General features: G+C 58.8%; 26 protein-coding genes. 12 read left to right on the plus strand and 14 right to left on the minus strand.

Annotation, left to right across the window (positions count from 1 at the left end; translation table 11 throughout):
• Positions 1 to 33: 33 nt before the first annotated feature.
• From lepA to AB1E34_RS22385, 5 genes are all read left to right on the plus strand, one after another.
• Positions 34 to 1,833 carry a translation elongation factor 4 gene (gene lepA, locus AB1E34_RS22365; RefSeq protein WP_372574525.1) on the plus strand — a complete coding sequence of 600 codons (1,800 nt, stop codon included), beginning with the start codon at positions 34 to 36 and terminating at the stop codon, positions 1,831 to 1,833.
• 10 nt (positions 1,834 to 1,843) lie between these two features.
• Positions 1,844 to 2,515: a hypothetical protein gene (locus AB1E34_RS22370; protein WP_372574526.1), complete on the plus strand. Its 672-nt coding sequence runs from the start codon at positions 1,844 to 1,846 to the stop codon at positions 2,513 to 2,515.
• Positions 2,515 to 3,390: a hypothetical protein gene (locus AB1E34_RS22375; protein ID WP_372574527.1), complete on the plus strand. Its 876-nt coding sequence runs from the start codon at positions 2,515 to 2,517 to the stop codon at positions 3,388 to 3,390. Before AB1E34_RS22370 ends, AB1E34_RS22375 begins: the two co-directional genes overlap by 1 nt.
• A 485-nt stretch (positions 3,391 to 3,875) precedes the next feature.
• Positions 3,876 to 4,190 carry a hypothetical protein gene (locus AB1E34_RS22380; RefSeq protein ID WP_372574528.1) on the plus strand — a complete coding sequence of 105 codons (315 nt, stop codon included), beginning with the start codon at positions 3,876 to 3,878 and terminating at the stop codon, positions 4,188 to 4,190.
• A 117-nt stretch (positions 4,191 to 4,307) separates the two neighbouring features.
• The gene (locus AB1E34_RS22385) at positions 4,308 to 4,757 is read left to right on the plus strand and encodes a hypothetical protein (protein WP_372574529.1); all 450 of its coding nucleotides are present in this window, start codon (positions 4,308 to 4,310) and stop codon (positions 4,755 to 4,757) included.
• Between the two features lie 1,087 nt (positions 4,758 to 5,844).
• Here AB1E34_RS22385 and AB1E34_RS22390 read toward each other — a convergent pair.
• A complete protein-coding gene (locus AB1E34_RS22390) occupies positions 5,845 to 5,982 on the minus strand; it encodes an entericidin A/B family lipoprotein (protein WP_372574530.1) in 138 nt (45 codons plus the stop codon).
• 65 nt (positions 5,983 to 6,047) lie between these two features.
• On the minus strand, positions 6,048 to 6,260 hold the full coding sequence (locus AB1E34_RS22395) for a hypothetical protein (RefSeq protein WP_372574531.1): 213 nt from the start codon (positions 6,258 to 6,260) through the stop codon (positions 6,048 to 6,050).
• Here AB1E34_RS22395 and AB1E34_RS22400 point away from each other — a divergent pair.
• The 6 genes from AB1E34_RS22400 to AB1E34_RS22425 all read left to right on the plus strand — a co-directional run bounded on the left by AB1E34_RS22400 (position 6,259) and on the right by AB1E34_RS22425 (position 10,000).
• On the plus strand, positions 6,259 to 6,891 hold the full coding sequence (locus tag AB1E34_RS22400; RefSeq protein ID WP_372574532.1) for an ATP-dependent Clp protease proteolytic subunit: 633 nt from the start codon (positions 6,259 to 6,261) through the stop codon (positions 6,889 to 6,891). The genes AB1E34_RS22395 and AB1E34_RS22400 overlap by 2 nt on opposite strands.
• A gap of 117 nt (positions 6,892 to 7,008) precedes the next feature.
• Positions 7,009 to 8,277 carry an ATP-dependent Clp protease ATP-binding subunit ClpX gene (gene clpX, locus AB1E34_RS22405; protein ID WP_306202352.1) on the plus strand — a complete coding sequence of 423 codons (1,269 nt, stop codon included), beginning with the start codon at positions 7,009 to 7,011 and terminating at the stop codon, positions 8,275 to 8,277.
• A 64-nt stretch (positions 8,278 to 8,341) separates the two neighbouring features.
• Positions 8,342 to 8,716: a Rid family hydrolase gene (locus AB1E34_RS22410; RefSeq protein WP_372574533.1), complete on the plus strand. Its 375-nt coding sequence runs from the start codon at positions 8,342 to 8,344 to the stop codon at positions 8,714 to 8,716.
• 76 nt (positions 8,717 to 8,792) lie between these two features.
• Positions 8,793 to 9,176, plus strand: coding sequence for an NADH:ubiquinone oxidoreductase subunit NDUFA12 (locus AB1E34_RS22415; protein WP_372574534.1), 384 nt, complete (start codon positions 8,793 to 8,795; stop codon positions 9,174 to 9,176).
• A 12-nt stretch (positions 9,177 to 9,188) separates the two neighbouring features.
• On the plus strand, positions 9,189 to 9,644 hold the full coding sequence (mlaD, locus tag AB1E34_RS22420; protein ID WP_372574535.1) for an outer membrane lipid asymmetry maintenance protein MlaD: 456 nt from the start codon (positions 9,189 to 9,191) through the stop codon (positions 9,642 to 9,644).
• Entirely contained in the window at positions 9,641 to 10,000 is a 360-nt protein-coding gene (locus AB1E34_RS22425; protein WP_372574536.1) for a DUF2155 domain-containing protein, read from the plus strand. The genes mlaD and AB1E34_RS22425 overlap by 4 nt, the downstream gene beginning before the upstream one ends.
• Here AB1E34_RS22425 and aat read toward each other — a convergent pair.
• From aat to AB1E34_RS22485, 12 genes are all read right to left on the minus strand, one after another.
• On the minus strand, positions 9,964 to 10,596 hold the full coding sequence (gene aat / locus AB1E34_RS22430) for a leucyl/phenylalanyl-tRNA--protein transferase (RefSeq protein WP_372574537.1): 633 nt from the start codon (positions 10,594 to 10,596) through the stop codon (positions 9,964 to 9,966). The genes AB1E34_RS22425 and aat overlap by 37 nt on opposite strands.
• Before the next feature lie 15 nt (positions 10,597 to 10,611).
• Positions 10,612 to 11,961: an acetyl-CoA carboxylase biotin carboxylase subunit gene (accC, locus tag AB1E34_RS22435; protein WP_372574538.1), complete on the minus strand. Its 1,350-nt coding sequence runs from the start codon at positions 11,959 to 11,961 to the stop codon at positions 10,612 to 10,614.
• A gap of 9 nt (positions 11,962 to 11,970) precedes the next feature.
• Positions 11,971 to 12,465: an acetyl-CoA carboxylase biotin carboxyl carrier protein gene (gene accB / locus AB1E34_RS22440; protein WP_372574539.1), complete on the minus strand. Its 495-nt coding sequence runs from the start codon at positions 12,463 to 12,465 to the stop codon at positions 11,971 to 11,973.
• A gap of 146 nt (positions 12,466 to 12,611) precedes the next feature.
• Entirely contained in the window at positions 12,612 to 13,148 is a 537-nt protein-coding gene (locus tag AB1E34_RS22445) for a LuxR C-terminal-related transcriptional regulator (RefSeq protein WP_306202369.1), read from the minus strand.
• Between the two features lie 118 nt (positions 13,149 to 13,266).
• Entirely contained in the window at positions 13,267 to 13,995 is a 729-nt protein-coding gene (locus AB1E34_RS22450) for a hypothetical protein (protein WP_372574540.1), read from the minus strand.
• Complete coding sequence (locus tag AB1E34_RS22455) at positions 13,992 to 14,978, minus strand: GSCFA domain-containing protein (RefSeq protein ID WP_372574541.1); 987 nt, start codon at positions 14,976 to 14,978, stop codon at positions 13,992 to 13,994. The genes AB1E34_RS22450 and AB1E34_RS22455 overlap by 4 nt, the downstream gene beginning before the upstream one ends.
• 269 nt (positions 14,979 to 15,247) lie before the next feature.
• On the minus strand, positions 15,248 to 16,114 hold the full coding sequence (locus tag AB1E34_RS22460; RefSeq protein ID WP_372574542.1) for a glycosyltransferase family protein: 867 nt from the start codon (positions 16,112 to 16,114) through the stop codon (positions 15,248 to 15,250).
• Positions 16,115 to 16,179: 65 nt separating this feature from the next.
• Complete coding sequence (locus AB1E34_RS22465) at positions 16,180 to 16,935, minus strand: ABC transporter ATP-binding protein (RefSeq protein ID WP_372574543.1); 756 nt, start codon at positions 16,933 to 16,935, stop codon at positions 16,180 to 16,182.
• A 12-nt stretch (positions 16,936 to 16,947) separates the two neighbouring features.
• Positions 16,948 to 17,703 carry an ABC transporter ATP-binding protein gene (locus AB1E34_RS22470; protein WP_372574544.1) on the minus strand — a complete coding sequence of 252 codons (756 nt, stop codon included), beginning with the start codon at positions 17,701 to 17,703 and terminating at the stop codon, positions 16,948 to 16,950.
• Between the two features lie 12 nt (positions 17,704 to 17,715).
• Positions 17,716 to 18,915, minus strand: a complete 1,200-nt coding sequence (locus tag AB1E34_RS22475) for a branched-chain amino acid ABC transporter permease (protein WP_372574545.1) — start codon at positions 18,913 to 18,915, stop codon at positions 17,716 to 17,718.
• 3 nt (positions 18,916 to 18,918) lie between these two features.
• Entirely contained in the window at positions 18,919 to 19,950 is a 1,032-nt protein-coding gene (locus AB1E34_RS22480) for a branched-chain amino acid ABC transporter permease (RefSeq protein ID WP_372574546.1), read from the minus strand.
• A 104-nt stretch (positions 19,951 to 20,054) separates the two neighbouring features.
• Positions 20,055 to 21,401, minus strand: coding sequence for a substrate-binding protein (locus AB1E34_RS22485; RefSeq protein WP_372574547.1), 1,347 nt, complete (start codon positions 21,399 to 21,401; stop codon positions 20,055 to 20,057).
• 228 nt (positions 21,402 to 21,629) lie between these two features.
• On the opposite strand from AB1E34_RS22485, the gene AB1E34_RS22490 reads away from it, so the two are divergent.
• Complete coding sequence (locus AB1E34_RS22490) at positions 21,630 to 22,931, plus strand: short-chain fatty acyl-CoA regulator family protein (protein WP_372574572.1); 1,302 nt, start codon at positions 21,630 to 21,632, stop codon at positions 22,929 to 22,931.
• Positions 22,932 to 22,938 lie beyond the last annotated feature (7 nt).

Below are 22,938 nucleotides of genomic sequence, written 5' to 3' on the forward strand. Positions count from 1 at the left end.
CCAACCCCGATTTCCAACGCATATCCCCAACCCATGACAGACCTCGCTCATATCCGCAATTTCTCCATCGTCGCCCATATCGACCATGGCAAATCCACCCTTGCCGACCGGCTCATCCAGGAGACCGGGACAGTCAAGGATCGTGACATGAAGGAACAGTTGCTCGACAGTATGGATATCGAGCGGGAGCGCGGCATCACCATCAAGGCCAACACGGTTCGCATCGACTACACGGCGGATGATGGCGAGAAATACGTGCTGAACCTGATCGACACCCCCGGCCATGTGGACTTCGCCTATGAGGTCAGCCGGTCGATGCGCGCGGTCGAAGGGTCGCTGCTGGTTGTCGACAGCACCCAAGGGGTCGAGGCGCAGACGCTGGCCAATGTCTATCAGGCTATCGACGCCGATCATGAGATCGTGCCGGTGCTCAACAAGATCGATCTGCCCGCGTCCGACTGTGACCGCGTCGCCGAACAGATCGAGGATGTGATCGGCATCGACGCCACCGACGCCATTCAGGTCTCGGCCAAAACCGGGCAGGGCATTCACGAGACGCTGGAAGCCATCGTCACCCATCTGCCCGCCCCGCAGGGCAATCTGGATGCGCCGCTCAAGGCGATGCTGGTGGACTCATGGTATGATGCCTATCTCGGCGTCATCGTTCTGGTCCGCATCATGGACGGCACGCTGAAAAAGGGCATGCGGGTCAAGTTCATGTCGAACGGCACCCTGCACCATGTCGACCGCGTCGGTGTCTTCCGTCCTGAGATGGAGATGGTGGACTCCCTGGGCCCCGGTGAGATCGGCTTCCTGACCGCCTCGATCAAGCAGGTCCGCGACACCCGTGTCGGCGATACCATCACCAATGACCGCAACGGCACCGAGGATGCGCTGCCGGGCTTCAAACCCGCACAGCCGGTGGTGTTCTGCGGCCTCTTCCCGGTCGATAGCTCGGAATTCGAAGACCTGCGCGACGCGATCGACAAGCTGGCTTTGAACGATGCCAGCTTCAGCTATGAGATGGAAACCTCGGCCGCCCTTGGCTTTGGTTTCCGCTGCGGCTTCCTCGGCCTCTTGCACCTTGAGGTCATCCGCGACCGGATCGAGCGCGAATATGATATCGAGCTGATCACAACCGCCCCTTCGGTGGTCTATCACATCTTCATGCGCGACGGTGCGATGACCGAGCTGCACAACCCCGCCGACATGCCCGACATGACGCTGGTGGATCATCTGGAAGAGCCGCGCATCAAGGCCACGATTCTTGTGCCGGATGAATATCTGGGCGACGTGCTGAAACTGTGTCAGGACCGGCGCGGCATTCAGGAGGACCTGACCTATGCCGGCACCCGCGCCATGGTGGTCTATGACCTGCCGCTGAACGAGGTGGTGTTCGACTTTTACGACCGGTTGAAATCGGTGACCAAGGGCTATGCCAGCTTTGACTATCACATGACCGGGTACCGCGAGGATAATCTGGTCAAGATGTCGATCCTGGTGAATGACGAACCGGTGGATGCGCTGTCGATGATGGTGCACCGCGACCGGGCCGAGATGCGGGGCCGCGCCATGTGCGAAAAGCTCAAGGACCTGATCCCGCGCCACATGTTCAAGATCCCGATCCAGGCGGCCATCGGCGGCAAGGTCATCGCGCGTGAGACGCTGTCCGCGCTGCGCAAGGACGTGACCGCGAAATGCTACGGAGGCGACGCCACCCGGAAACGCAAACTGCTGGACAAGCAGAAGGCGGGTAAGAAAAAGATGCGCCAGTTCGGGAAGGTGGATATCCCACAGGAGGCGTTTATTTCAGCGTTGAAGATGGATGGGTGACAAGGTGAAGATGGACATCAAGGAAGCGCTAGTCGACGTGGTGAAAGAACGTTGGAACGATAGCAAGGCACCTGTTCTGTACTCGCAAGTGCCGAAATTGCTGAGGCGCAAAGGAATTGACTATCGTGAAGCACTAGATGGTCAATCTCTCAAAGACTTCATTCTCATGGCTCAGTTAGACCAGCTGAAATCCATTCAGAGTCCTGAAGACGAAAAAATATGGGCTTTGGTTCCGGCTGATGTATCTTCAGATGAAAAGGAGTTGTTCGCGAGCTATAAAGAAGCTTCGGGGGCAAAGAAGAGGGGAAGGTTTGACAAATTAGTTTGGCAAGCTTTTACTCATCAGCTTAGTGAGGGCGTGTCGAGATTGCTATCCGTTTCGGACTCTGGCTGTTTGAGTCGGGATGTCCCGCATTCCGAGGCCCAGGCGGTCGAGGGCTTCATTTTGATTGATCTCAAGTACATTCAAACTGATCCTTCAGCACGAACGTATGGTTCGGTTTGTGCTAATATTGAGGCTTGGTGTGCCGATAATCAGGTTGATGTTGAGATGCTCATGTACGTCCCTAGACAGCCCTCTTTGTCGGCTTTTTGGGCAAAAATCTCTGAACTGTCGCCTGATGACCTCGGCCGGATCTCTATTCCCGCTGACATAGTGCAAAAATTGGTGTCTAAGAAGTAATGTACTTCGTTATTGTAGGGGTGCCTGAGCGAGTTGGAAAGAAACTAGAAGATCGACTTCTTAAGGCAAAGAATGGCCACGAGTTTGGGATTGTGGCTTATCCAAAGCTGCCTCCTAGAAGTTCCGAAGCACTATTGGCGTCGAACCATGCAGTGCTTAAAAAAATTGAGCATAATTTCGAGTGCCATCAAGGTTTTGCGATCCTCAACTTTTGCAGTGCCCTTGATGCAAGCCTATCTGCGTCGTTTGAGCCTTCGATACCGTGTTGTTTCATGCGTGAGATCGACTATGGCGTCGAGACAACATCAGGGGTCAATCGGCTTGTTCGCGAAGTTCTTGCGGCAGTTAATCAGAAAATTGGAAAAGTTGTTCGAAACCACGGAGCTCTTAAGGTGGAGCTGTCGAAGACTAATTCCACGCCACTTTTGCTTCCAGTTGTTAACTTTAAAAGTGAAGATCTTAAAAGATTTTTTGATTTTATTTCTAAAAATTATTCTTCCGTGAAAGTTGAGAGTTATTTGCTTGCCCATAAGAAAAGAATCTCTTCATGTATGAAGGCTGCTCAGGACGGCAGGAAAGCTTTTCTCTCAAATGATGGCCTCTATTTTAAGACACCAGGTCGCGCGAAACATGGCAGTCATCCTCCCAAACTTGATTTCGATACTGATCATAAGATACTGTGTCGAGTTGGATCATTGATCCGTTTCGGGGTTAAGATCGAAACAGGTTTTCACTACGATTGTAAATATGAGAAAGGTGGCAGCTTTTCACAAGATCGTAGCAGTTGCCACGGACAAGCAGTTTCGACGAACGGCTGCGGTTATGTCAATATCTATCCAAACGACTACATTAGAGCCACGAAGGCAAAAAAATAGGGTGGCAAGCATCGCTCGCCACCCCTTCAATTTGTATCATGTCACAGTCTATTAAGCGTGTTCGCGATGAGATCAAACTCATCTACCGGGACCTAGCTGGCAACTCATACCTGATGGGGACACCGTCGTGTATGCCATCAGGACTTGCTTTACTAGCGGCAGTTTGGCATATCGCTTGTTTGCCAAACTGCACTTCCGTATCCTCCTTGATTTTCAGGAGCCTCGGGAACGACCAAGAGCTATGATCTGACACAATCCTATTCGAATTAGAATCTTTGATAACCACCAATATTGTTTTTGTTATGGCATATGCAAGGCAAATTGTACAGCATCGCAAGCTGGCTCAGTGTTCTTCGTTAGTTGTTGAGATTAACTTAGGGAATTTTAGGTGCGTTTCCAACCCCTCCCCTGTGACCCACATCACAGCCAAGCCCCGCCCTCTCTGCTACGCTTGACCCAACGTAACCAGTCAACGAGGTGCCGAGATGTCCATGATCCCTGTCATCGCCCTCGGCTCGGCTGGCCTTTATGCCCTCGCCATGATCGGCATGAAATTGTGGTGGACCGCGCCCGGTCCGGGCATCGCCCTGCTGATCATCGCGGCGATCATGGTGGGCGCGCTGCTGGAGATGACGGCGCTGCGCAGCGAGAGGCTGGGCCTCATCTATGTCTCCATTCTGGGCGCCGAGGTGATCCTGATCGCCAGCGCCTCGCTGCTTTATTTCGGGGAAAGCTTTTCGACCCGCGAAGCGGCGGGGATCGGCCTCGTTCTGGTTGGAACGGCGCTGGCCTGGGCGTGACACGCCGAACATGAAGACTGCGTTAAAATCCCTTCATTTAGACATCCACAGATTGTAAACCTCCCCCCACCTCCCAACCTTGAATACTGACAGACGCCCAAGGAAGAGGAGGAAACCATGACACGGATGAAAGCCATAGGTGCGGCAGCCCTTGCCGGAACGCTCGCTCTGGCCACCAGCGCCTTTGCCAGCGACACCCCCGATCTGCGCGGCACATGGAGCGGCAGCCACACGGTTGCGGCCCTGCCCAACAAGGACAGCGACGGGGCCCCGCGGTTCAACGAATCCGAATGGGTGATGGAGATCAAGGAGCAGCAGGACAACGTGTTCTGGGGCACCAGCAAGTGGAGCCGCAAGAGTTCGGATCGCTGGAATGAAGGTCAGATGACCGGCACGATCAGTCTGGATGGTTCGGGCGATATCGCCATGGTCGAAAGCAGGGCCGGTTATGATCGCGAGGTGAACGGGTTGATCGACGCGACCTATCAGGACGGCAAGATCTATGCCGACTTCCGCAGCCTGCACAGCGGCATCACATACAGCACGGTTCTTGAGCGCGTGAATTGATGCGTAAGACCCTGGCGGGGATGTCACACCCGGATCTTTATCGGGACCTCCGCCAGGGCAGCACCCAAGGGTCCCGGTTCGAACCGGGGCAGGGGCGGAGACGGCAGGCGGACCTTTTAGCGAGTTTGGGGGTTAGCGTCGTGACATCCGTTTCCATATTGTTCGGTCCGGGTGTTCGACAGGTTCTCCGCGATTGACCGGCTCCGCCCCACTTCAAGTGTAGCACCGAATTCCAGTGATGACGCGCTGTGTGACCAAGATACGCGAATCTCTCACCAGCAGAACCTGCATTACCGGGTGAGTCGGGGCGAAAGGGACCTGAGTGCCCTTTGCAGGTGCAGAAAATCTCGAAAATCAGCGGATTCTGACAGGATTTGGGTTTTCCCCATGCAAGGTGATTTGCAGCGCGGGGATTTTCGAGTTTTCCACATCTCCATCCCGGCAGATACCAACAGGTTATCCCCGTCTAATTGTCATGCTGCAGTGCTATTTTCTTGCCCGGCGAAGTGGCTTTTGTAACAGTCTCCTTACTGCGGCGGACCTTCGGGACCTCAGCAGGGCACAGCGGCCAGGGGGTCATGGCGGATCAGGATAGGGCTTCGGTTTTACTCTGATATGTCATCGGCTTACCGGGAGCGGGCCAGTCGCGGAGGATCTTAGGATTTGAAGCGGGTGGCAGGCTTTTCAAACGGTCGGTGTGTGTCGGGCGGCGTCTTCGGGCGGGGTCCGGCGGCGGCGGCTCTTCGGGGCGGTCGTGACTGGTTTTGATGCGGCCCTCGGGTTGTGATGAATCAGCAAGGCGTCAGGGGCGTCCGCAAGGGCGCATGCAAGGACCGCGTCTGAGCACCTGGCGCCTTTTCCTATTGCGCATTGCCAAAACGAAACGAGGCTCGCCTGGGAGGTCCCGGCAAGCCCCGTCGTCAGTTGATGCGTACCGCGTCTATGCACCTGTACCCTGTCAGATATCGGCATGACGCGCGAAAATCAACAATATCTTGTGTATCAACCGCCAAAGCGGCGTGGTTTTCTTCAGTGATGCCTATATGTTGCGTTCTGGTTACAGTTTCCTGAACGCAACGGGGTCAGGTCAGAGATTTTCCTGAACATCACTTGCTGTGTTCGTGATCGCGTCACCGGCCTTTTCGATATCGCGCCCGGCACCTTTGGCGGTTTCACAGGCGGCCAGGGTCAGGGTCATCAGGCCAATCACCAATACTCGGGTCATCATAGTCTCCATATCTGCTCGATTGTTATATCTTTAAGCGTTTCCGAGGTCACGATGCAAGGCGCTCAGCTCGGCCCTTTGGCGTCGTCATGCATGTCGGTCATTGCAAGCAGGGTTGCGGTGGCGCAGGCGATGAACGCACGGGTCGGCCTATCGCACAGATAGACGAACCAGATGACCGCCACCCCTTGCAGCCCCCCCGCACCGATACTAAGACTCGGGTAACCCGGCCCCGGTATCCTTCCGGCGCACCCTTCAAGAGCAGGCAGGTCTACCATGTTCGATCCCGTTGATACTTACGCCAATACTCTCGTGCCCATGGTGGTTGAACAGACCAGCCGAGGCGAACGGGCCTATGACATCTTTTCGCGCCTGCTGAAGGAGCGGATCATTTTCATCAACGGCCCGATCCATGACGGGATGAGCCATCTGGTGGTGGCGCAGCTGCTGCACCTGGAGGCCGAGAATCCGACGAAGGAAATCTCGATCTACATCAACTCGCCCGGTGGCGTGGTGACCAGCGGATTGTCGATCTATGACACGATGCAGTATATCCGGCCGAAATGTTCGACGCTGGTGATCGGTCAGGCGGCCTCGATGGGCTCGCTGCTGCTGGTGGGGGGCGAGAAAGGGATGCGGTTTTCGCTACCCAACAGCCGGATCATGGTGCACCAGCCCTCGGGCGGGTATCAGGGTCAGGCCAGTGACATCATGATCCATGCGGCCGAAACACAGAAGCTGAAAGATCGGCTGCACGAGATTTATGTCAAACATACCGGCCAGACCAAGAAGGTGGTCGAAAAGGCGCTGGACCGCGACAATTTCATGAGCCCGGAAGAAGCCAAGGATTGGGGCCATATCGACGAAATCGTCGACAGCCGGGCCAAGGATAGCGACGACGAGTCATAAGGCTGCACGCGGCATGAGAAGGCCGTGAGCAGGTGCAAATTGCGATTGTGAAGGCCGGTGCGCTGGCCTAAGCTGCTGCAAGAAGTGGCGGCGATGACGGAGCCCGAAAGGTAAAGCATGGCGACGAATTCAGGCGGTGACAGCAAGAACACGCTCTATTGCAGCTTCTGCGGCAAGAGCCAGCACGAGGTGCGCAAGCTGATCGCGGGGCCGACCGTGTTCATCTGTGATGAATGTGTCGAGTTGTGCATGGACATCATCCGCGAGGAAACCAAGGCCAGCGGGCTGAAGTCCAGCGATGGGGTGCCGACGCCGAAAGACATCTGCGGCGTGCTTGACGATTACGTGATCGGCCAGGCCACCGCCAAGCGGGTTCTGTCCGTTGCGGTACACAACCACTACAAGCGCCTGAACCACGCTCAGAAGGCGGGCGGCGATATCGAACTTGCCAAGTCGAACATCCTGCTGATCGGCCCAACCGGCTGCGGCAAGACATTGCTGGCGCAAACGCTGGCGCGGATTCTGGATGTGCCCTTTACCATGGCTGACGCTACCACGCTGACCGAGGCAGGTTATGTCGGCGAGGATGTGGAAAACATCATCCTCAAGCTGTTGCAAGCGTCTGAATACAACGTCGAACGCGCGCAGCGCGGCATCGTCTATATCGACGAGGTCGACAAGATCACCCGCAAGTCCGAAAACCCCAGCATCACCCGTGATGTGTCGGGCGAGGGCGTGCAGCAGGCGCTTCTGAAACTGATGGAGGGCACCGTGGCCAGCGTGCCGCCGCAGGGCGGGCGCAAGCATCCACAGCAGGAATTCCTGCAGGTGGACACCACCAACATCCTGTTCATCTGCGGTGGGGCCTTTGCTGGTCTCGATAAGATCATCGCGCAGCGGGGCAAGGGCTCGGCCATGGGCTTTGGTGCCGATGTGCGTGACAATGATGACCGCGGTGTGGGCGAGATTTTCCAGGATCTGGAACCGGAAGATCTTCTGAAATTCGGGTTGATCCCGGAATTTGTCGGACGTCTGCCGGTGCTGGCAACGCTGGAGGATCTGGATCAGGACGCGCTGGTGACCATCCTGACTCAGCCGAAGAACGCATTGGTCAAGCAGTATCAGCGCCTGTTCGAACTGGAAGATACCGAGTTGGACTTCACCGATGATGCGCTCAAGTCGATCGCGCAGCGCGCCATCGAACGCAAGACCGGCGCGCGCGGGCTGCGCTCGATCCTCGAAGACATCCTGCTGGATACCATGTTCGACCTGCCGGGGATGGAGCATGTGACAAAGGTGGTGGTCAACGAAGAAGCGGTGACCTCCGACGCTCAACCGCTGATGATCTATGCCGATGCTGACAAGGAACCGGCGACGGCGGGCTGAGTCTTCTACGATTTCAGGCAGACGGCGCGGCAGGGACCGCGCCGTTTCCAATTTTGGAGGTATCATGAAGATCAGACGCATTTCATCTGGTGGAGTGTTCGAGGCCAAGGTCGGCTACTGTCGCGCGGTCGCGGCAAACGGGTTCGTTTTTGTCGCGGGAACCTGTGCTCAGGGTGATGACGTGCCCAAAGATATCGTTGGCCAATGCAGATCGTCTCTGGACGCTATTGGAAAGGCTCTGGCTGAGGCGGGGTCAAGCTTCGCCGATGTGGTTCGCGTGAACTACTATTTGCCGGATATGCAGGAATTCGAGCTTTGCTGGCCCTTGCTGGTAGAAACCTTTGGTCCCAACCCGCCCGCGGCAACTGTGATCGAATGCAATCTCATTACACCCGAAGACCGCATCGAGATCGAGGTCACCGCAGTTTTGCCGGAATAGCGCGCATCACCTGCCTGACACTGGACCTTCGCGGCCCATTGGTCCATATCAGGGACAACGCAGTCCGGAGGCACGTATGGGAATCCTGAACACTCTGCTGAGCGCGGTCACCTGGTGGAACGGGTCGACGTTGAACACGCGTATCTACACGTCGCGCAAGGGCATCAAGGTGGGCGAGGATGACGAAGGTAACGTGTTCTACAAGAATGCCGATGACAGCCAGCGCTGGGTGATCTTCAACGGTGAGGCCGAGGCCAGCCGGATCGACCCGAACTGGCATGGCTGGCTGCATCGTACCTGGGACGAGCCTCCGACCGACAAGCCCCTCAGCCACAAGGCCTGGGAAAAGCCGCATCAGGAAAACTTGACCGGCACGCCGTTGGCCTATGCGCCAGCGGGATCGCTGCGTCGGGCGGACCCGGTCGAGCGGAAAGACTACGAGGCCTGGACCCCCGAATAGGCGGATTTTTTCATGAGTACCCACAACACCACAGAGATCGTGGTCGGCGGCGCCGTGCTGGCCGCAGCCATCGTATTTGGCGTCTATGCCACCCAGGCCACGGGCCTGTCGAATTCCAGCGCAGGCTATGAGCTTGGCGCGTCCTTCCGGTCTTTGGAAGGCGTCACCGTTGGCACCGATGTACGCCTGGCGGGCGTCAAGATCGGCACCGTGACCGGTGTGGACCTGAACCCCGAAAGCTATCGTGCCGACACCACCTTTTCGGTCGCCAACAACATTCAGGTGCCCGATGACAGCGCTGCCGTGATTTCCTCGGAGGGGCTCTTGGGCGGCAACTTCGTCGAGATCATGCCGGGCGGCTCGCCCTTTTACTTTGAGGCGGGCGATCAGATCGAGGATACGCAGGGCGCGGTCAGCCTGATCTCGCTGCTGGTCAAATTCGTTGCGGGCGACGGGAGCGGCGAGTGATCCGCGCCGCGATCATCACGCTTGCCTTGCTGACGCAGGGCGCAATGGCACAGGATGCCGTGACCTCGGGCACCGGTGGCGTGTTGCGCGGGCTGGACAAGGTGAACGGCCAGACCGTGGATGTGGACATTCGCAATGGCGAGACAGGTCAGATCTTCGGCCTTGATGTGGCGCTGGGGGATTGCCGGTTTCCGGTCGAAAACCCGACCGGCGATGCGTTTGCCTATTTGACCATCTGGGAAACCGGCAAGGCTCAGGCGCTGTTTGATGGCTGGATGATTGCCAGCTCCCCGGCGCTGAACGCGCTGGATCACGCGCGCTATGATGTCTGGGTGATCCGCTGTATGACGCCCTGAGGGCTCTGTTCGAGCGGCGTGGTGAAATCTGCGATGGACGCGACGGCCGGTTCCAGCAATCTGTGATATTCCGCACGCGGGATTTCGATGGCCCCCAACGAGGCCAGATGCGGGGTCAGGAACTGCGTGTCAAACAGCTGGAAACCGGTCTGCACCAGCCGGTCGATCAGATAGGCCAATGCGATCTTTGAGGCATCGGTGCGGCGCGAAAACATGCTTTCGCCGAAAAACGCCGCGCCCAGCACCACTCCGTATACGCCACCAACCAGTTTGTGCCTGTCCCAGACCTCAAGCGAATGGGCATTGCCGCGTTGATGCAGTGTCAGGTAGTGCGCGCGAAGCTCTGCGTTGATCCAGGTTTCGCTGCGATCGGCGCAACCGTCCACGACATCACCGAAGGCGCGGTTGATTGTGATCTTGTAGTCCTGCTGCCGCAGACGGCGCGCCAGCGAGCGCGAGATGTGAAATCCGTCAAGCGGGAAGACACCCCGCAGTTTCGGGTCGACCCAGAAAATCTCCGGGTCTTCCCTGTGTTCGGCCATCGGGAAAATCCCGATGGAATAGCCATGCAGCAGCAGTTCAGGCGACAGGGTCATGACCGGGTGACCGGGTCATTCGCCCAGATTGGTCTCAAGCCAATGTTCCAGCCAGTGGATGTTGTAATCCCCGCTATGGATGTCGGGTTCCTGCAACAGCGCGTCAAACAGCGGCACCGTGGTGTCGACGCCATCAACGATCAACTCGCCCAAAGCCCGATGCAGGCGGGCCAGCGCCTCGGGCCGGTCGCGGCCCTGCACGATCAGCTTGCCGATCAGCGAGTCGTAATAGGGCGGGATTGAGTAACCATTATACAGCGCCGAATCCATCCGCACGCCCAGCCCACCCGGCGCGTGATAGGCCGTGATCTTGCCGGGGCAGGGGGCGAAGTTGGGCAGCCGTTCGGCGTTGATGCGCACCTCGATGGCATGGCCGTTGATCCGCAGATCCTCCTGCCCGAAGGACATCGGCTCGCCTGCGGCAACGAGGATTTGCTCGCGCACCAGGTCGACGCCGAAAATGCCCTCGGTGACCGGGTGTTCCACCTGCAGGCGGGTGTTCATTTCGATGAAATAGAACTCGCCATTCTCATAGAGGAACTCGATCGTACCCGCACCGATATAGTTGATCTTGGCAACCGCGTCGGCGCAGACCTTGCCGATCTTGGCGCGCTCTTCGGGGGTGATACAGGGGCCGGGGGCCTCTTCGAACACTTTCTGGTGGCGGCGTTGCAGTGAACAGTCGCGTTCGCCCAGATGTACCGCCTTGCCCTTACCATCGCCAAAGACCTGAATCTCGATATGGCGCGGCGTGGTCAGGTATTTCTCGATATAGACCTCGTCATTGCCGAAGGCGGCCTTGCCTTCGGCCCGCGCGGTGCGGAAGGCGGTTTCCATCTCTTCGGCGCTGTTGGCGACCTTCATGCCCCGTCCGCCGCCACCGGCGGTGGCCTTGATGATGACGGGATAGCCGAATTCCTCGCCGATCTTCTTTGCTGCTTCAAGGTCTGGCACGCCACCATCCGAGCCGGGCACGCAGGGCACGCCCAACTCTTTCATCGTGTCCTTGGCGGTGATCTTGTCGCCCATGACGCGGATATGTTCGGCAGTGGGGCCGATGAAGGTGATGCCGTGATCCTCGACGATCTGAACGAAGGCGGCGTTTTCCGACAGAAAGCCATAGCCGGGATGGATCGCCTGTGCGCCGGTGATCTCGCAGGCCGAGATGATGGCAGGCACGGACAGGTAGCTTTGCGGGCTGGGCGCCGGGCCGATGCAGACCGACTCATCTGCCATGCGCACATGCATGGCGTCGCTGTCGGCGGTGGAATGCACGGCGACCGTGGCGATCCCCATCTCTTGTGCCGCGCGGATCACGCGCAGGGCGATCTCGCCGCGATTGGCAATCAGGATCTTGTCGAACATGGGACCGCCTTACTCGATGATGACCAGAGGGGTTCCGAACTCCACCGCGGCGCCGTCCTCGACCAGGATCCGCTTGACGGTTCCGGCCTTGGGCGCGCTGATCTGGTTCATGGTCTTCATTGCCTCGACGATCAGCAACGTGTCGCCCTCGCTGACAGTGGCGCCAACGGTGATGAAGGCGGGGGCACCCGGTTCGGCCTGCATATAGACAGTGCCCACCATCGGCGAGGTTACGGCACCCGGATGGCTAGCGGGATCTTCGGCGGCGGCCGGGGCCTCGGGCGCGGCAGCGGCTGCCACAGGGGCGGCCGGTGCGGCGGTGGGAACGGCAACCTGCACAGGTGCCGCCGTCGTGGCCGGACCCATGCGGCTGACGCGGACATTCAGACTGTCCTCTTCGCCATAGTCGCGTTTGACCTGCAATTCGGTCAGGTCATTGTCGCGCAGCAACTCGGCCAGTGCCTTGATGAATGCCACGTCCGCTTCGTGTTTATTGTCTGTCATGCGAGTCCTCGACGTTCCCCTTGGTCCTTGTTGTGTTTCGGACCTCAACTTTACGCGGCGTTATAGGCCAAGCTTTCGGCCATGAAAAGCGCCGTGTCCCTGCGCTAGATGGGGCTTTGTACGCCATTTTGCGAGCAAAAGCTGCATCACAGCGGCATCCCCGACAATTTGGCCACAAGTTCGGGCAGTTTGCGGGCCCCGAACTTCTCCAGCAGCCGCGCGCGATGCGCCTCGATCGTGCGATAGCTCAGGCCCAGTTCCGCGCCAACCTCCTTGGCTGACAGTCCTCGGCAGGACAGGATGGCCACATCCCGCTCGCGCGGGGTCAGTTCAACCAAGGGGCGATCCTCCGAGATATCCGAGAAGCTCCAGATCCCGTGGCGGAACGGGTCGTCGGGGGTCAGCGATTTACCCCGCGCCCGACACCAGAACAGGTCACCGTCGCGGCGGCGCATGATGCGTTCGTCCGAGTAATAGCCGGTCTCGCGCATCACTGTCAGGCTACGCGCGCCGATGCGTTCGAAATCCGCCTGGCTGGGATACAGATGCAGGAGCGGCATGTCGCGATACTCTTCCTCCTCGCCGCCGAACATCTTGGCAAAATAGAGATTGCAGCGCCGAATGACGCGGTTCTCCAACTCCACAAGGCCGATGGGCGCATATTCGAAGGCAGGGTCGCTCATGACACCATGGTGACCGGTATTGCCGCGAAATTGAAGAGAAATGCGCGTCGGACAATGCGCGCGTGCCAGTCTATCCCTTTTGCGTTTGCGTCAGCATCCGGGTGTCATCGTTTCAGGCTCAGATTTCCGGGTGGTTTTGCGCGAGGAAATCCTGAATCTTCTGATACATAAGCGTCCCGTAATCTGCGTTTGCATGATGCGGGTCCCGTTTGCCAGTGAATGTCTTTTCCAGTGAATACTCTTTCAACAGAAACCCCTGGTCGTCCATCGTCCCTTCGGGCGGTGCGATAAACGGGATGTCCTGCTCGGTCAGCCAGTCGGTGAAACGCTGCCGCGCTCGGCTGTCGATCGCCGAAATGATATCGAGTGGAATGCCGCTTTCAGCGATGACACTATTGCGTCGCACCGCTGGGCAGGAAATGACAAAGAACTTGGCGTTGATCTGCTTGAGTTGCGCAAGGAAAGCTTTGATGTATCTCTGATCGTCATCGATGATGGCGTCGACGACAGCCCTTGAAACAGGTCGCATATCGGGATGGTCAAGGCAGGTTGGGGTCGCTTCCTTCCAGAACTCTCCTCGCAGTATTCGGTTGTTGTGGGTCCCGGTGACCAAGCCCCAAACATGGGTGTCATCGATCGACACCTCGGAGGTCGCGGTTTCAACCCGCTCGGAAAAGAGCGGTTCTGTGAAGAAGATTCGGTTGCCACGTACTTCGCTGAACGGGGCGGTTTCATAGGCGCCACTGCCCAGAGCAAAGACATGCACGTCGGTCGATTTTTTGCCGACTCGGATCATACCCTGTTTGATTGCAGCAGTATGAGAGTTTCCGCAGATAAAGAGACTCATTGGCCGAACGTCTCCAAAATGGCTTCTTCACAGACAAGGTCGTCCTGAGAGGCCTCAACGGGTGTCGCCTGATTGGGTGTTTCGGTGTCACCTGACTGATCGCCAATGGCGGAAAAGAACACATCCATGGCCTGTGCGACGCCCTCGGCCGCAACGTTCCGCAAGTTTGGCATGTAGTACATCGCCCGCATGGGATGAGAGGCGATGAGTTCGTAGGAGGGAAAGTAGTCAACAAATTCGTGCTTCTGCGAGAGCGCGCCTGCGACGGCTCGCAGCACCGACTTGGAGTAAATCGTCGCAGGCAGAACATGCTGATCGGTCGCCGTCGCGGTGAGCGGCACAGGCGAGACAGTCAGCAGGAATTTCATCTGCGGGTTCTTTTCACGCGCCAAAGCGATGAAAGCATTCATGTCCTGCAGCGTTTCTTCGTAGTCGAAATTCTTGAAGCGGTATTTGGCTGGATCGAAGGTACCCCCCACCGTCCCCGGGCAGGTCGGCAAAGCCACGCCGTCCTCGATACTTTCCCAGGCTTCGGTCAAGCCAAGTGTAAAGACGAACAGGTCGGTTTGATCCAGCATCGAGGCAACCTGAGACAGGTGATAGCGCCGATCCGTTTCAAGCTCGTCAATATCAGCAAAGCCGTCGGGTTCGATGGCGGGGCGGAACGGATCACGGGCGCGCCCGTTCTCATCGACGTAAGCGGTTTCAATCGGCTGCAGAGTGCCGCTGGCGCGGGCCAGCATCTGGATGAGTTGCCGTGGTGTGTAGATATTGCCGTAGCGCGCCGAATAAAGGTCGTAGCCAAATTCATGCCACCGTTCGCGAGACAGCGCCGGGGGCGGTGTTTCCAGGTCGACATAGTTGAAGCCGCGCTTCTTGAACTGCGCCCCGATATGCTGTGCAAAGCAACTTCCCGCGCAGGAAATGCGGACGGTTCGGTCGATTTCGAACTTGGGCTCATAAATATCAGAAATACCCAGCAAATTTTGTTCCGAGACGCCGGATCGCCAGAACGCTTTTGGTGGCTGTGATTCATATGGATTCGCAGGCATTGGCAAGAACCTTAAGGGCTAAGAAACTTGAGGTACTAAACATTCTGGATAGGGGAAACACAATCGCCGGTTTCAAACCATTTCCTGCCTATTAGCGGATTTGGACCTGTTCCCTTGGCGGTAGGTTTCGCCGACACGGGAACGGACTGGCGACGCTCGGGAAGGAACCAATAGCTCCGGTACCCGAAGTTCTAACCGGATCACGCTGAACGGAACCAGCCGGGCAGGTCGGTGGCAAGGTTGAGCGGGACGTCGCGTACCCGGATCAGGCCGATGCGGCGGTCCCGTTCAGGTTCGCCACTGATCTGAGCATAGGCTTGCGGTTCCGCCTCTTCCCAATCGGTCGGCGGCAAGCTGCGGACTCGGTCGGCGAACTTGCGATTGCGAATGTCGGGCTTGAGCCAGGATTGCCCAGGCGTGCCGCGGCCCGGTTCCGATGCGACCTGCATCCTGTGTGTGTCGCTTTCGGCAAGCGCGTGTGTGTTGGCGTATTTGAGATGCACCAGATAGACGCCGCGTGGCACCGAGAACGGGTAAGCCTCGGTATGGCGCGGACGAATCTCTATCCCGTGCCGACGCAGTCCGACATGCTGGCGTACCGCCCAGGCCTTGCTGTAATGGGCTGAAAACAGCGCCCGCCGCCGGTGCTGCAGCGCCAGCATGCCGGGTTTGAGTTCCGGATCGTCTGGCAGTTCGGCCAGATTCAGCCCGAGCGAGAATTGTGCGCGTCCGGGGTTCTGTTCGAAGAGATCGGCAAAGCTCTGATAGCGGGCCGGATCGAGGTAGATCAACTCATCCACATCGGTACGGATGACCCAGTCATAAACCTGATTCAGCCCGGTCTGAAACCCGTTCAGCAGGCGGCCCCGGGACAGGTCAAATTCCGTGAGCTTGTCGCGCGGGACGGTGATGATGCTGGCGTCGGGGCAAAGTTCCTGGATTTTAGGGTCGGCCCCATGCGCCACCACAAACAGGTTTTGGGGACCCAGATGTCGGCCGTAATGCGCGTACCACTGGGACAGGGCCCAGTAATCGCGATACACCATCGTCAACGCGCAGATCTTCATAGGGCCATTTACGGCGGGTTCCGCGACTGCGGCAACCGGGTGTTCCGAAAAACCCGCGGCCTGTGTCAGATCGCCAGATATTCCGAGCGCAAATCCTCGTTTTCCAGCACGTCCGCAGCGGTGCCGTCAAAGACGATGCTGCCGGTGTCCAGAATAACCGCCCGGTCCGCCAATTCCAGCGCCCGCACCGCGTTCTGTTCAACGATGATCGTGGTCATGCCCTGCTCTTTGATATGCATGAGCGTCTTTTCAATCTCGTCCACGATCACCGGGGCCAGACCTTCGTAGGGTTCGTCCAGCAGCAGCACTTTGAGGTCACGCGCCAGCGCGCGGGCAATGGCCAGCATCTGCTGCTCGCCGCCTGAAAGCGTCACGCCCTCTTGCTTGCGCCGCTCTCCCAGGCGCGGGAACAATTCATAGAGCCGCTCCAGCGACCAGCCGACCGGTGGTGCGATTTGCGCCAGCTGCAGGTTTTCCTCGACCGTCAGGCCGGGGATGATCCGGCGGTCCTCGGGCACAAGGCCCAACCCGGACGCGGCGGCCTCGTGGCTGGCCATCTTGTGCAGCGGTTTGTGATCGAGCCAGATCTCGCCATGCTTGACCTCGGGGTCGCCCAACCGCGCGATAGACCTGAGTGTCGAGGTCTTGCCAGCACCGTTGCGGCCCAGCAAGGCAAGGATCTCGCCTTCGTGCACGTTGAAGGACACGCCCTGCACGATATAGCTTTCGCCGTAGTAGGAATGCATGTCCCAGACCGACAGGAAGGCGGGGGCGGTCTTGGCCTGATTGGCGTTTTTCGAGAAATCGGGTTTGGTGTTCATGATGATTTCTCCTTACGCGCTTTCGCCCAGATAGGCTTCGCGCACCTTGGGATTGCCACGAATGTTTTCGGGGCTGTCCTCGACCAGCGGTGTGCCTTGGGCCAGAACCGTGATCCGGTCGGCGAGGCTGAACACCACATGCATGTCGTGTTCGATGATGGCGATGGTGATGTCGCGTTCGTCGCGGATTTGTTTCAGCAGATCGATCGTGTTGTTGGTATCGGCCCGCGCCATACCCGCCGTCGGCTCGTCCAGCAGCAGCAGGCGCGGCTGCTGGCTGAGGCACATGCCGATCTCAAGCCGCCGTTTGTCCCCGCGTGACAGCGATGCGGAATGCATGTCGCGTTTGTCGGCCATGTTCATCTCTTCCAGCATTTCCTCGGCCGCTTCGACGATCTGTTTCTCGTTCTGGACGGTCTCATAGGCATGCATACGAAACGCCCCGTCGCGTTTGGCGAAGATCGGGATCATCATGTTTTCCATCACCGTGAGTTCGCCGAAAATTTCGGGCGTCTGAAACACCCGGCTGATGCCCATCTGATTGATCTCGAACGGGGCCCGGCCCAGAACCGACTGGCCATCAAACATCACGCTGCCGGTATCGGGGATCAGCTTGCCCACCAGACAGTTCAGCAGCGTGGATTTGCCCGCGCCGTTCGGCCCGATGATGGCATGTACCGAGTTTTCCTTGACGCTGAGGTTTACATCCCCCAGCGCCTGCAATCCGCCGAAACGTTTGTTGACGCCTTTGACTTCCAGAATGCTCATCACTGCGTCCCCTTATTCCGCCGGCTCGGTCTTGCCGCTGGTTTTCTTGTCCTTGCGTTTGCCACGCACCCAGTTCAGCAGCTTCTGACCCCCTTCGACCAGACCGCCGGGAAGGAAGATCACGACCAGCATGAACAGAAGACCCAGTGTCAGATGCCAGCCTTTGCCGATGAAGGGGTGGATGATGAAGACCATGAAGTCCTCTATCCCGTCGGGCAGGAACGCGAACCAGCTATGCAGCACGTTGTCGTTGATCTTCGAGAAGATGTTCTCGAAATACTTGATGAAACCCGCGCCCAGAACCGGCCCGATCAGGGTGCCGGTGCCGCCGAGGATGGTCATCAACACCACCTCTCCGCTCGCCGTCCACTGCATCCGCTCGGCGCCCGCAAGCGGGTCCATCGCGGCCATCAGCCCGCCGGCCAATCCGGCATACATGCCCGAGATCACAAAGGCCGCCAGCGTGTAGGGGCGTGAGTTCAGCCCGGTATAGTTCATCCGCTGCTGGTTCGACTTCACCGCCCGCAGCATCATGCCAAAGGGTGAACGGAAGATGCGGATCGACAGGTAAAAGACCACCATCATGATCACCGCGCACAGGTAGTAGCCCGCGTTGAAATCGAAACTCCATCCGCCGATGTCCAGCGTATAGGTCGACCGCATCGACAGGCCGAACAGATGTGGCAGATCCGGCAATCCGTCTCGATGGAACCATTGCACGTCATCTGCATAGACCTGCAACCCGGTCTCGCCATTGGTCAGGTTGAACCGCGGGTTCGATAGCACCGAATAAGCCAGCGCAAAGCTCATCTGCGCAAAGGCCAGCGTCAGGATCGAGAAATAGATGCCCGAGCGGCGCAGGCTGACAAAGCCGATCAGCAATGAGAACAGACCAGCGACGACCACGCTCAGCAAGATGGCCGGGATGACGTTGTAGCTAAAGAGCTTGAACATCCATACGGCGGCGTATGATCCGACACCCAGGAAAGCGGCGTGGCCGAAACTGAGATAGCCGGTCAATCCGAACAGGATGTTGAAGCCGATGGCGAAGATCCCGAAGATCACGAAACGCTGCATCAGATCCGGGTAGCCCGCGTTGAACTGCGCCATGGCGCTGCCTTCGGGAAAGGGGTTCAGGATGAAGGGGGCGAGCAGCGTCAGTACTGCCACGATCAGCAGCAGAGACGTGTCTTTCTTGTTCAGTCCCAGCATGGCTCAGTCCTCCATCACGCCTTTGCGGCCCATCAGCCCGCGGGGGCGGGTGAGCAGCACGATGATTGCGACCAGATAGATGATGATCTGGTTGATCCCCGGGATCGTGGTGGTGGCCCAGGTGGTTGAAGCAAAGCTTTCCAGAATACCCAGCAGGAACCCCGCCAGCACCGCGCCGGGCAGCGAGCCCATGCCACCAACAACGACAACCACGAAGCTCAGCACCAGAAAATCCATACCCATATGGTAATTGGGCGGGTTGAGCGGGCCGTACATCACGCCTGCCAGTCCGGCGACCGCGGCAGCGATGCCGAACATTATGGTGAAGCGGCGGTCGATATTGATGCCCAGCAGGCCCACGGTTTCACGATCCGCCATCCCGGCACGCACGACCATGCCGAAGGTGGTGAATTGCAGGAAGGCAAAGATGCCACCGATGATCAGCGTGGCAAAGGCAAAATATATCAGTCGCCAGATCGGGTAGATGATGGCGTTGGGGTCAAACCCGACCATCACGCCCAGATCGATCGATCCGCTCAGCGCCTCGGGTGGTGGGGTCTGGATCGGGTTGGCACCGAAGAAGTATTTCACGATCTCCTGCAAGACGATAGCAAGCCCGAAGGTGACCAGGATCTGATCCGCATGCGGTCGCTTGTAGAAGTGCTTGATCAACCCGCGTTCCATCACGTAGCCGACCAGCAACATGATCGGGATCGCAACGAGGATCGCCAGTGGCACGGACCAGTCTATGATAGCGGCCCCGGTTTCCGGCCCGAACCAGGCCTCGACATAGGGCGTCTTGACCTTGAGCGGGTTGCCCAGAAAATCCTTCTGGGTCTCGTCCACGGTCTCGAAGCTCAGATTCAGAAACCTTTGCAGCGTTACCGCGCAAAAGGCGCCGATCATGAACAGCGCGCCATGGGCGAAATTTACAACGCCCAGCGTACCGAAGATCAGTGTCAGTCCCAGCGCGATCAGCGCATAGGCCGAGCCTTTGTCGAGCCCGTTCAGGATTTGCAGAAGAATGGCGTCCATCTGTCCCCACCTCTGGATTGGCCGATGCGGCATTGGCTTTTGTGCCCGCCGCTCTTGTTGACCGGCCGCAATCGCTTGCGACCGGTCCCGGTTTGCGTGAGTGGTTAGGAACCGGGGTTACACTCGCCCAGGCTGCCGCCCGCGAACATCGGATGCTCGGGATCATACTCGACCTGCGACCGCGGCGTGATCTCGACGATTTCCAGCGTGTCATAGGCGTTGGTCGGGTTCTCGTTGCCCCGCACCACCAGCACGTCCTTGAAGCACTGATGATCCGCGCCGCGATACCAGGTCGGGCCATTGCCAAGCCCGTCGAACTCGAAATCTTCCAGCGCTTCGACAACACCGCACGGGTTGAAGGTGCCCGCGCGTTCGACCGCATCCGCATAAAGAAGAACCTGCGCATAACAGGTCTGGGCCGAGTTGGATGGCGGCTTGTCGTATTTTTCGCCGAAGGACTTCACGAAGGCTTTGGTGCCTTCATCCTGCAGCTGCCAGTTCCAGTTCATCGACCCCAGCACGCCCTTGATGTTCTCGCCCGCACCAGCGGCCATCAATTCGGAATAGAGCGGCACGACGATCTTGAAGTCCTTGCCGTTGGCCACCTTGTCGAGCAGACCGAACTGGATCGCGTTGGTCAGCGAGTTGACCATGTTGCCGCCATAGTGGTTCAGAACCAGAACATCCGCGCCCGAGTTCAGAACCGGGGCGATATAGGACGAGAAATCCGTCGATGCGAGCGGGGTCTTCACCGTGTTGACCGTTTCCCATCCCAGGGCCTCGGTCGAGGCAACAATCGACTCTTCCTGAGTCCAGCCCCAGTTGTAATCCGCCGTCAGGTGATAGGCGCGGCGTTCCTTGCCCATCTCTGCCGCCAGCACCGGTGCCAGGGCGGCACCCGACATATAGGCGTTGAAGAAGTGGCGGAAGCCGTTGGCCTTCTTGTCCTTGCCGGTCGTGTCATTGGCATGGGTCAGACCGGCCATGAAGATCACGCCGGCTTCCTGACACAGGCCCTGAACCGCAACAGCCACGCCCGAGGACGAGCCGCCATTGATCATGACCGCGCCATCCTTTTCGATCATCGACTTGGCCGATGCGCGGGCCGCGTCCGATTTGGTCTGGGTGTCGCCGGTGACGAAGTCGACCTTCTTGCCCAGAATGCCGTTCCCCTTCAGCGCCTTCGAGGTGAAGGTGTTCAGGCAGCCACCATCGCCTTCACCGTTCAGGTGCTCGACGGCCAGTTGCTGCGCCAGCAATTCGTCATTGCCTTCTTCGGCATACGGCCCGGTCTGGGGCACATTGAAGCCGAGGATAACATTGCTGCCGGTTGGCTCGTTGGTAAACGCGCTTGCGGATTGCGCGGTGAAGACTGTCGGCATCGCCAGACCGGCCCCCGCCACGGCACCCGTTTTCAGCACCCTGCGACGGGTGACATCATTCTTGGACATTCATTCCTCCCATTTCATTTGCGCTTTGCGGCTCCTCTTCCGCGCGGCGCGGCACTTATCTGTGCAAAGTCGAGTATGGGAGGCGCAAAGAAAATTGCGCAATAAACCCTTTGAATCGAATATTTATTCTGTAAATTATTCGACAGATGTGAGGGGTATCATGTAAATTTTCTTACGTCGCGGCGCAGAAAGCCGTTGATATGGGACGAAAAACCGGGGGGTCGGGCCATCGCACGGGACACGTTGACAGGCAGCCGCATCCGCGAACGACGGATGATCAGCGGGTTTCGGCAGGCGGACCTCGCCCGCAAAGTGGGTATTTCTGCCTCCTACCTCAACCTGATCGAGCATAACCGGCGCAGAATCGGCGGCAAGTTGCTGGTAGATATCGCGAGCGAGCTGCAGGTCGAACCCTCGATGCTGACCGAAGGGGCCGAAGCCGCGCTGATCGCGGCGCTGGGCGAGGCGGCGGCCCAGATCGGCCCGGCTGCGGCGGAACTGGATCGGGTCGACGAACTGGCCGGGCGCTTTCCCGGTTGGGCCGATATCGTCGCGCGCCAGCATCGCCGGATCACGACGCTGGAACGGACCGTTGTGACCCTGTCAGACCGGTTGACCCATGACCCGCTTCTGGCCGCTTCGCTGCATGAGTTGCTGTCGACCGCCGCCGCGATCCGGTCGACCGCCTCGATCCTGGCCGAGCCCGGCGATCTGGAACCGGAATGGCGCGACCGCTTCCACCGCAACCTCAATCAGGATGCCGAACGCCTGGCGGAAAGTTCCAAGGCGCTGGTTGGCTATCTGGACGAAACCGACAGCAGCAGCGCCGACCGGCGGGGGATGCCGCTGGAGCAGGTCGAGGCCTTTGTCGCGGCGCGCGGCCATCACTTCCCGGAAATCGAGAGCACGGGCGAAGTGCCGAACGACGTGCTGGAAGGGCTGGAAAGCGGCGCGGCGCGCGCGGTGGGGGCGGGTATCCTGACGCTCTATGCCGCCGATGTTCGCGCTATGCCGCTGCGGGATGTTCTGGATGCGCTGGATGAGCTGGGGGTTGATCCGCTTGGCCTCGCGCGGCGGTTCGAGGTCGATCTGCCCTCGGTGTTCCGCCGCATGGCGACCCTGCCCGAGGGTGCGCTGGCCCATGACGTGGGGTTGGTGCAATGCGATGCTTCGGGCAGTATCGTCTTCCGCAAGGCAATCTCGGGCTTTGCCTTGCCGCGACACGGGGAATCCTGCCCGCTCTGGCCGCTCTTTACCGCGCTCAACCGGCCGCTGGTGCCGATTCGCCGCCGGGTGTCGCAACTGGGGCGCACAGCGGCAGAGTTCGATTGCTTTGCCGTCGCCTGGCCGCAGGAGGTGCCCGGTTTCGATGTGGATCCGGTCTATCACTCGATCATGCTGATCCTGCCGGTGCCGAGTGACGAAGGGGGTCATGCCGATGCGCTGCCAGTGGGCAGCAGCTGCCGGGTCTGCCCGCGCCGGGCCTGCGCGGCGCGACGTGAACCGTCGATCCTGTCGGAAGAGTTTTGACAGGTCC

The sequence above is a fragment of the Ruegeria jejuensis genome, from assembly GCF_041537905.1.
In the GTDB taxonomy this organism is placed as follows: Bacteria; Pseudomonadota; Alphaproteobacteria; order Rhodobacterales; family Rhodobacteraceae; genus Ruegeria_C.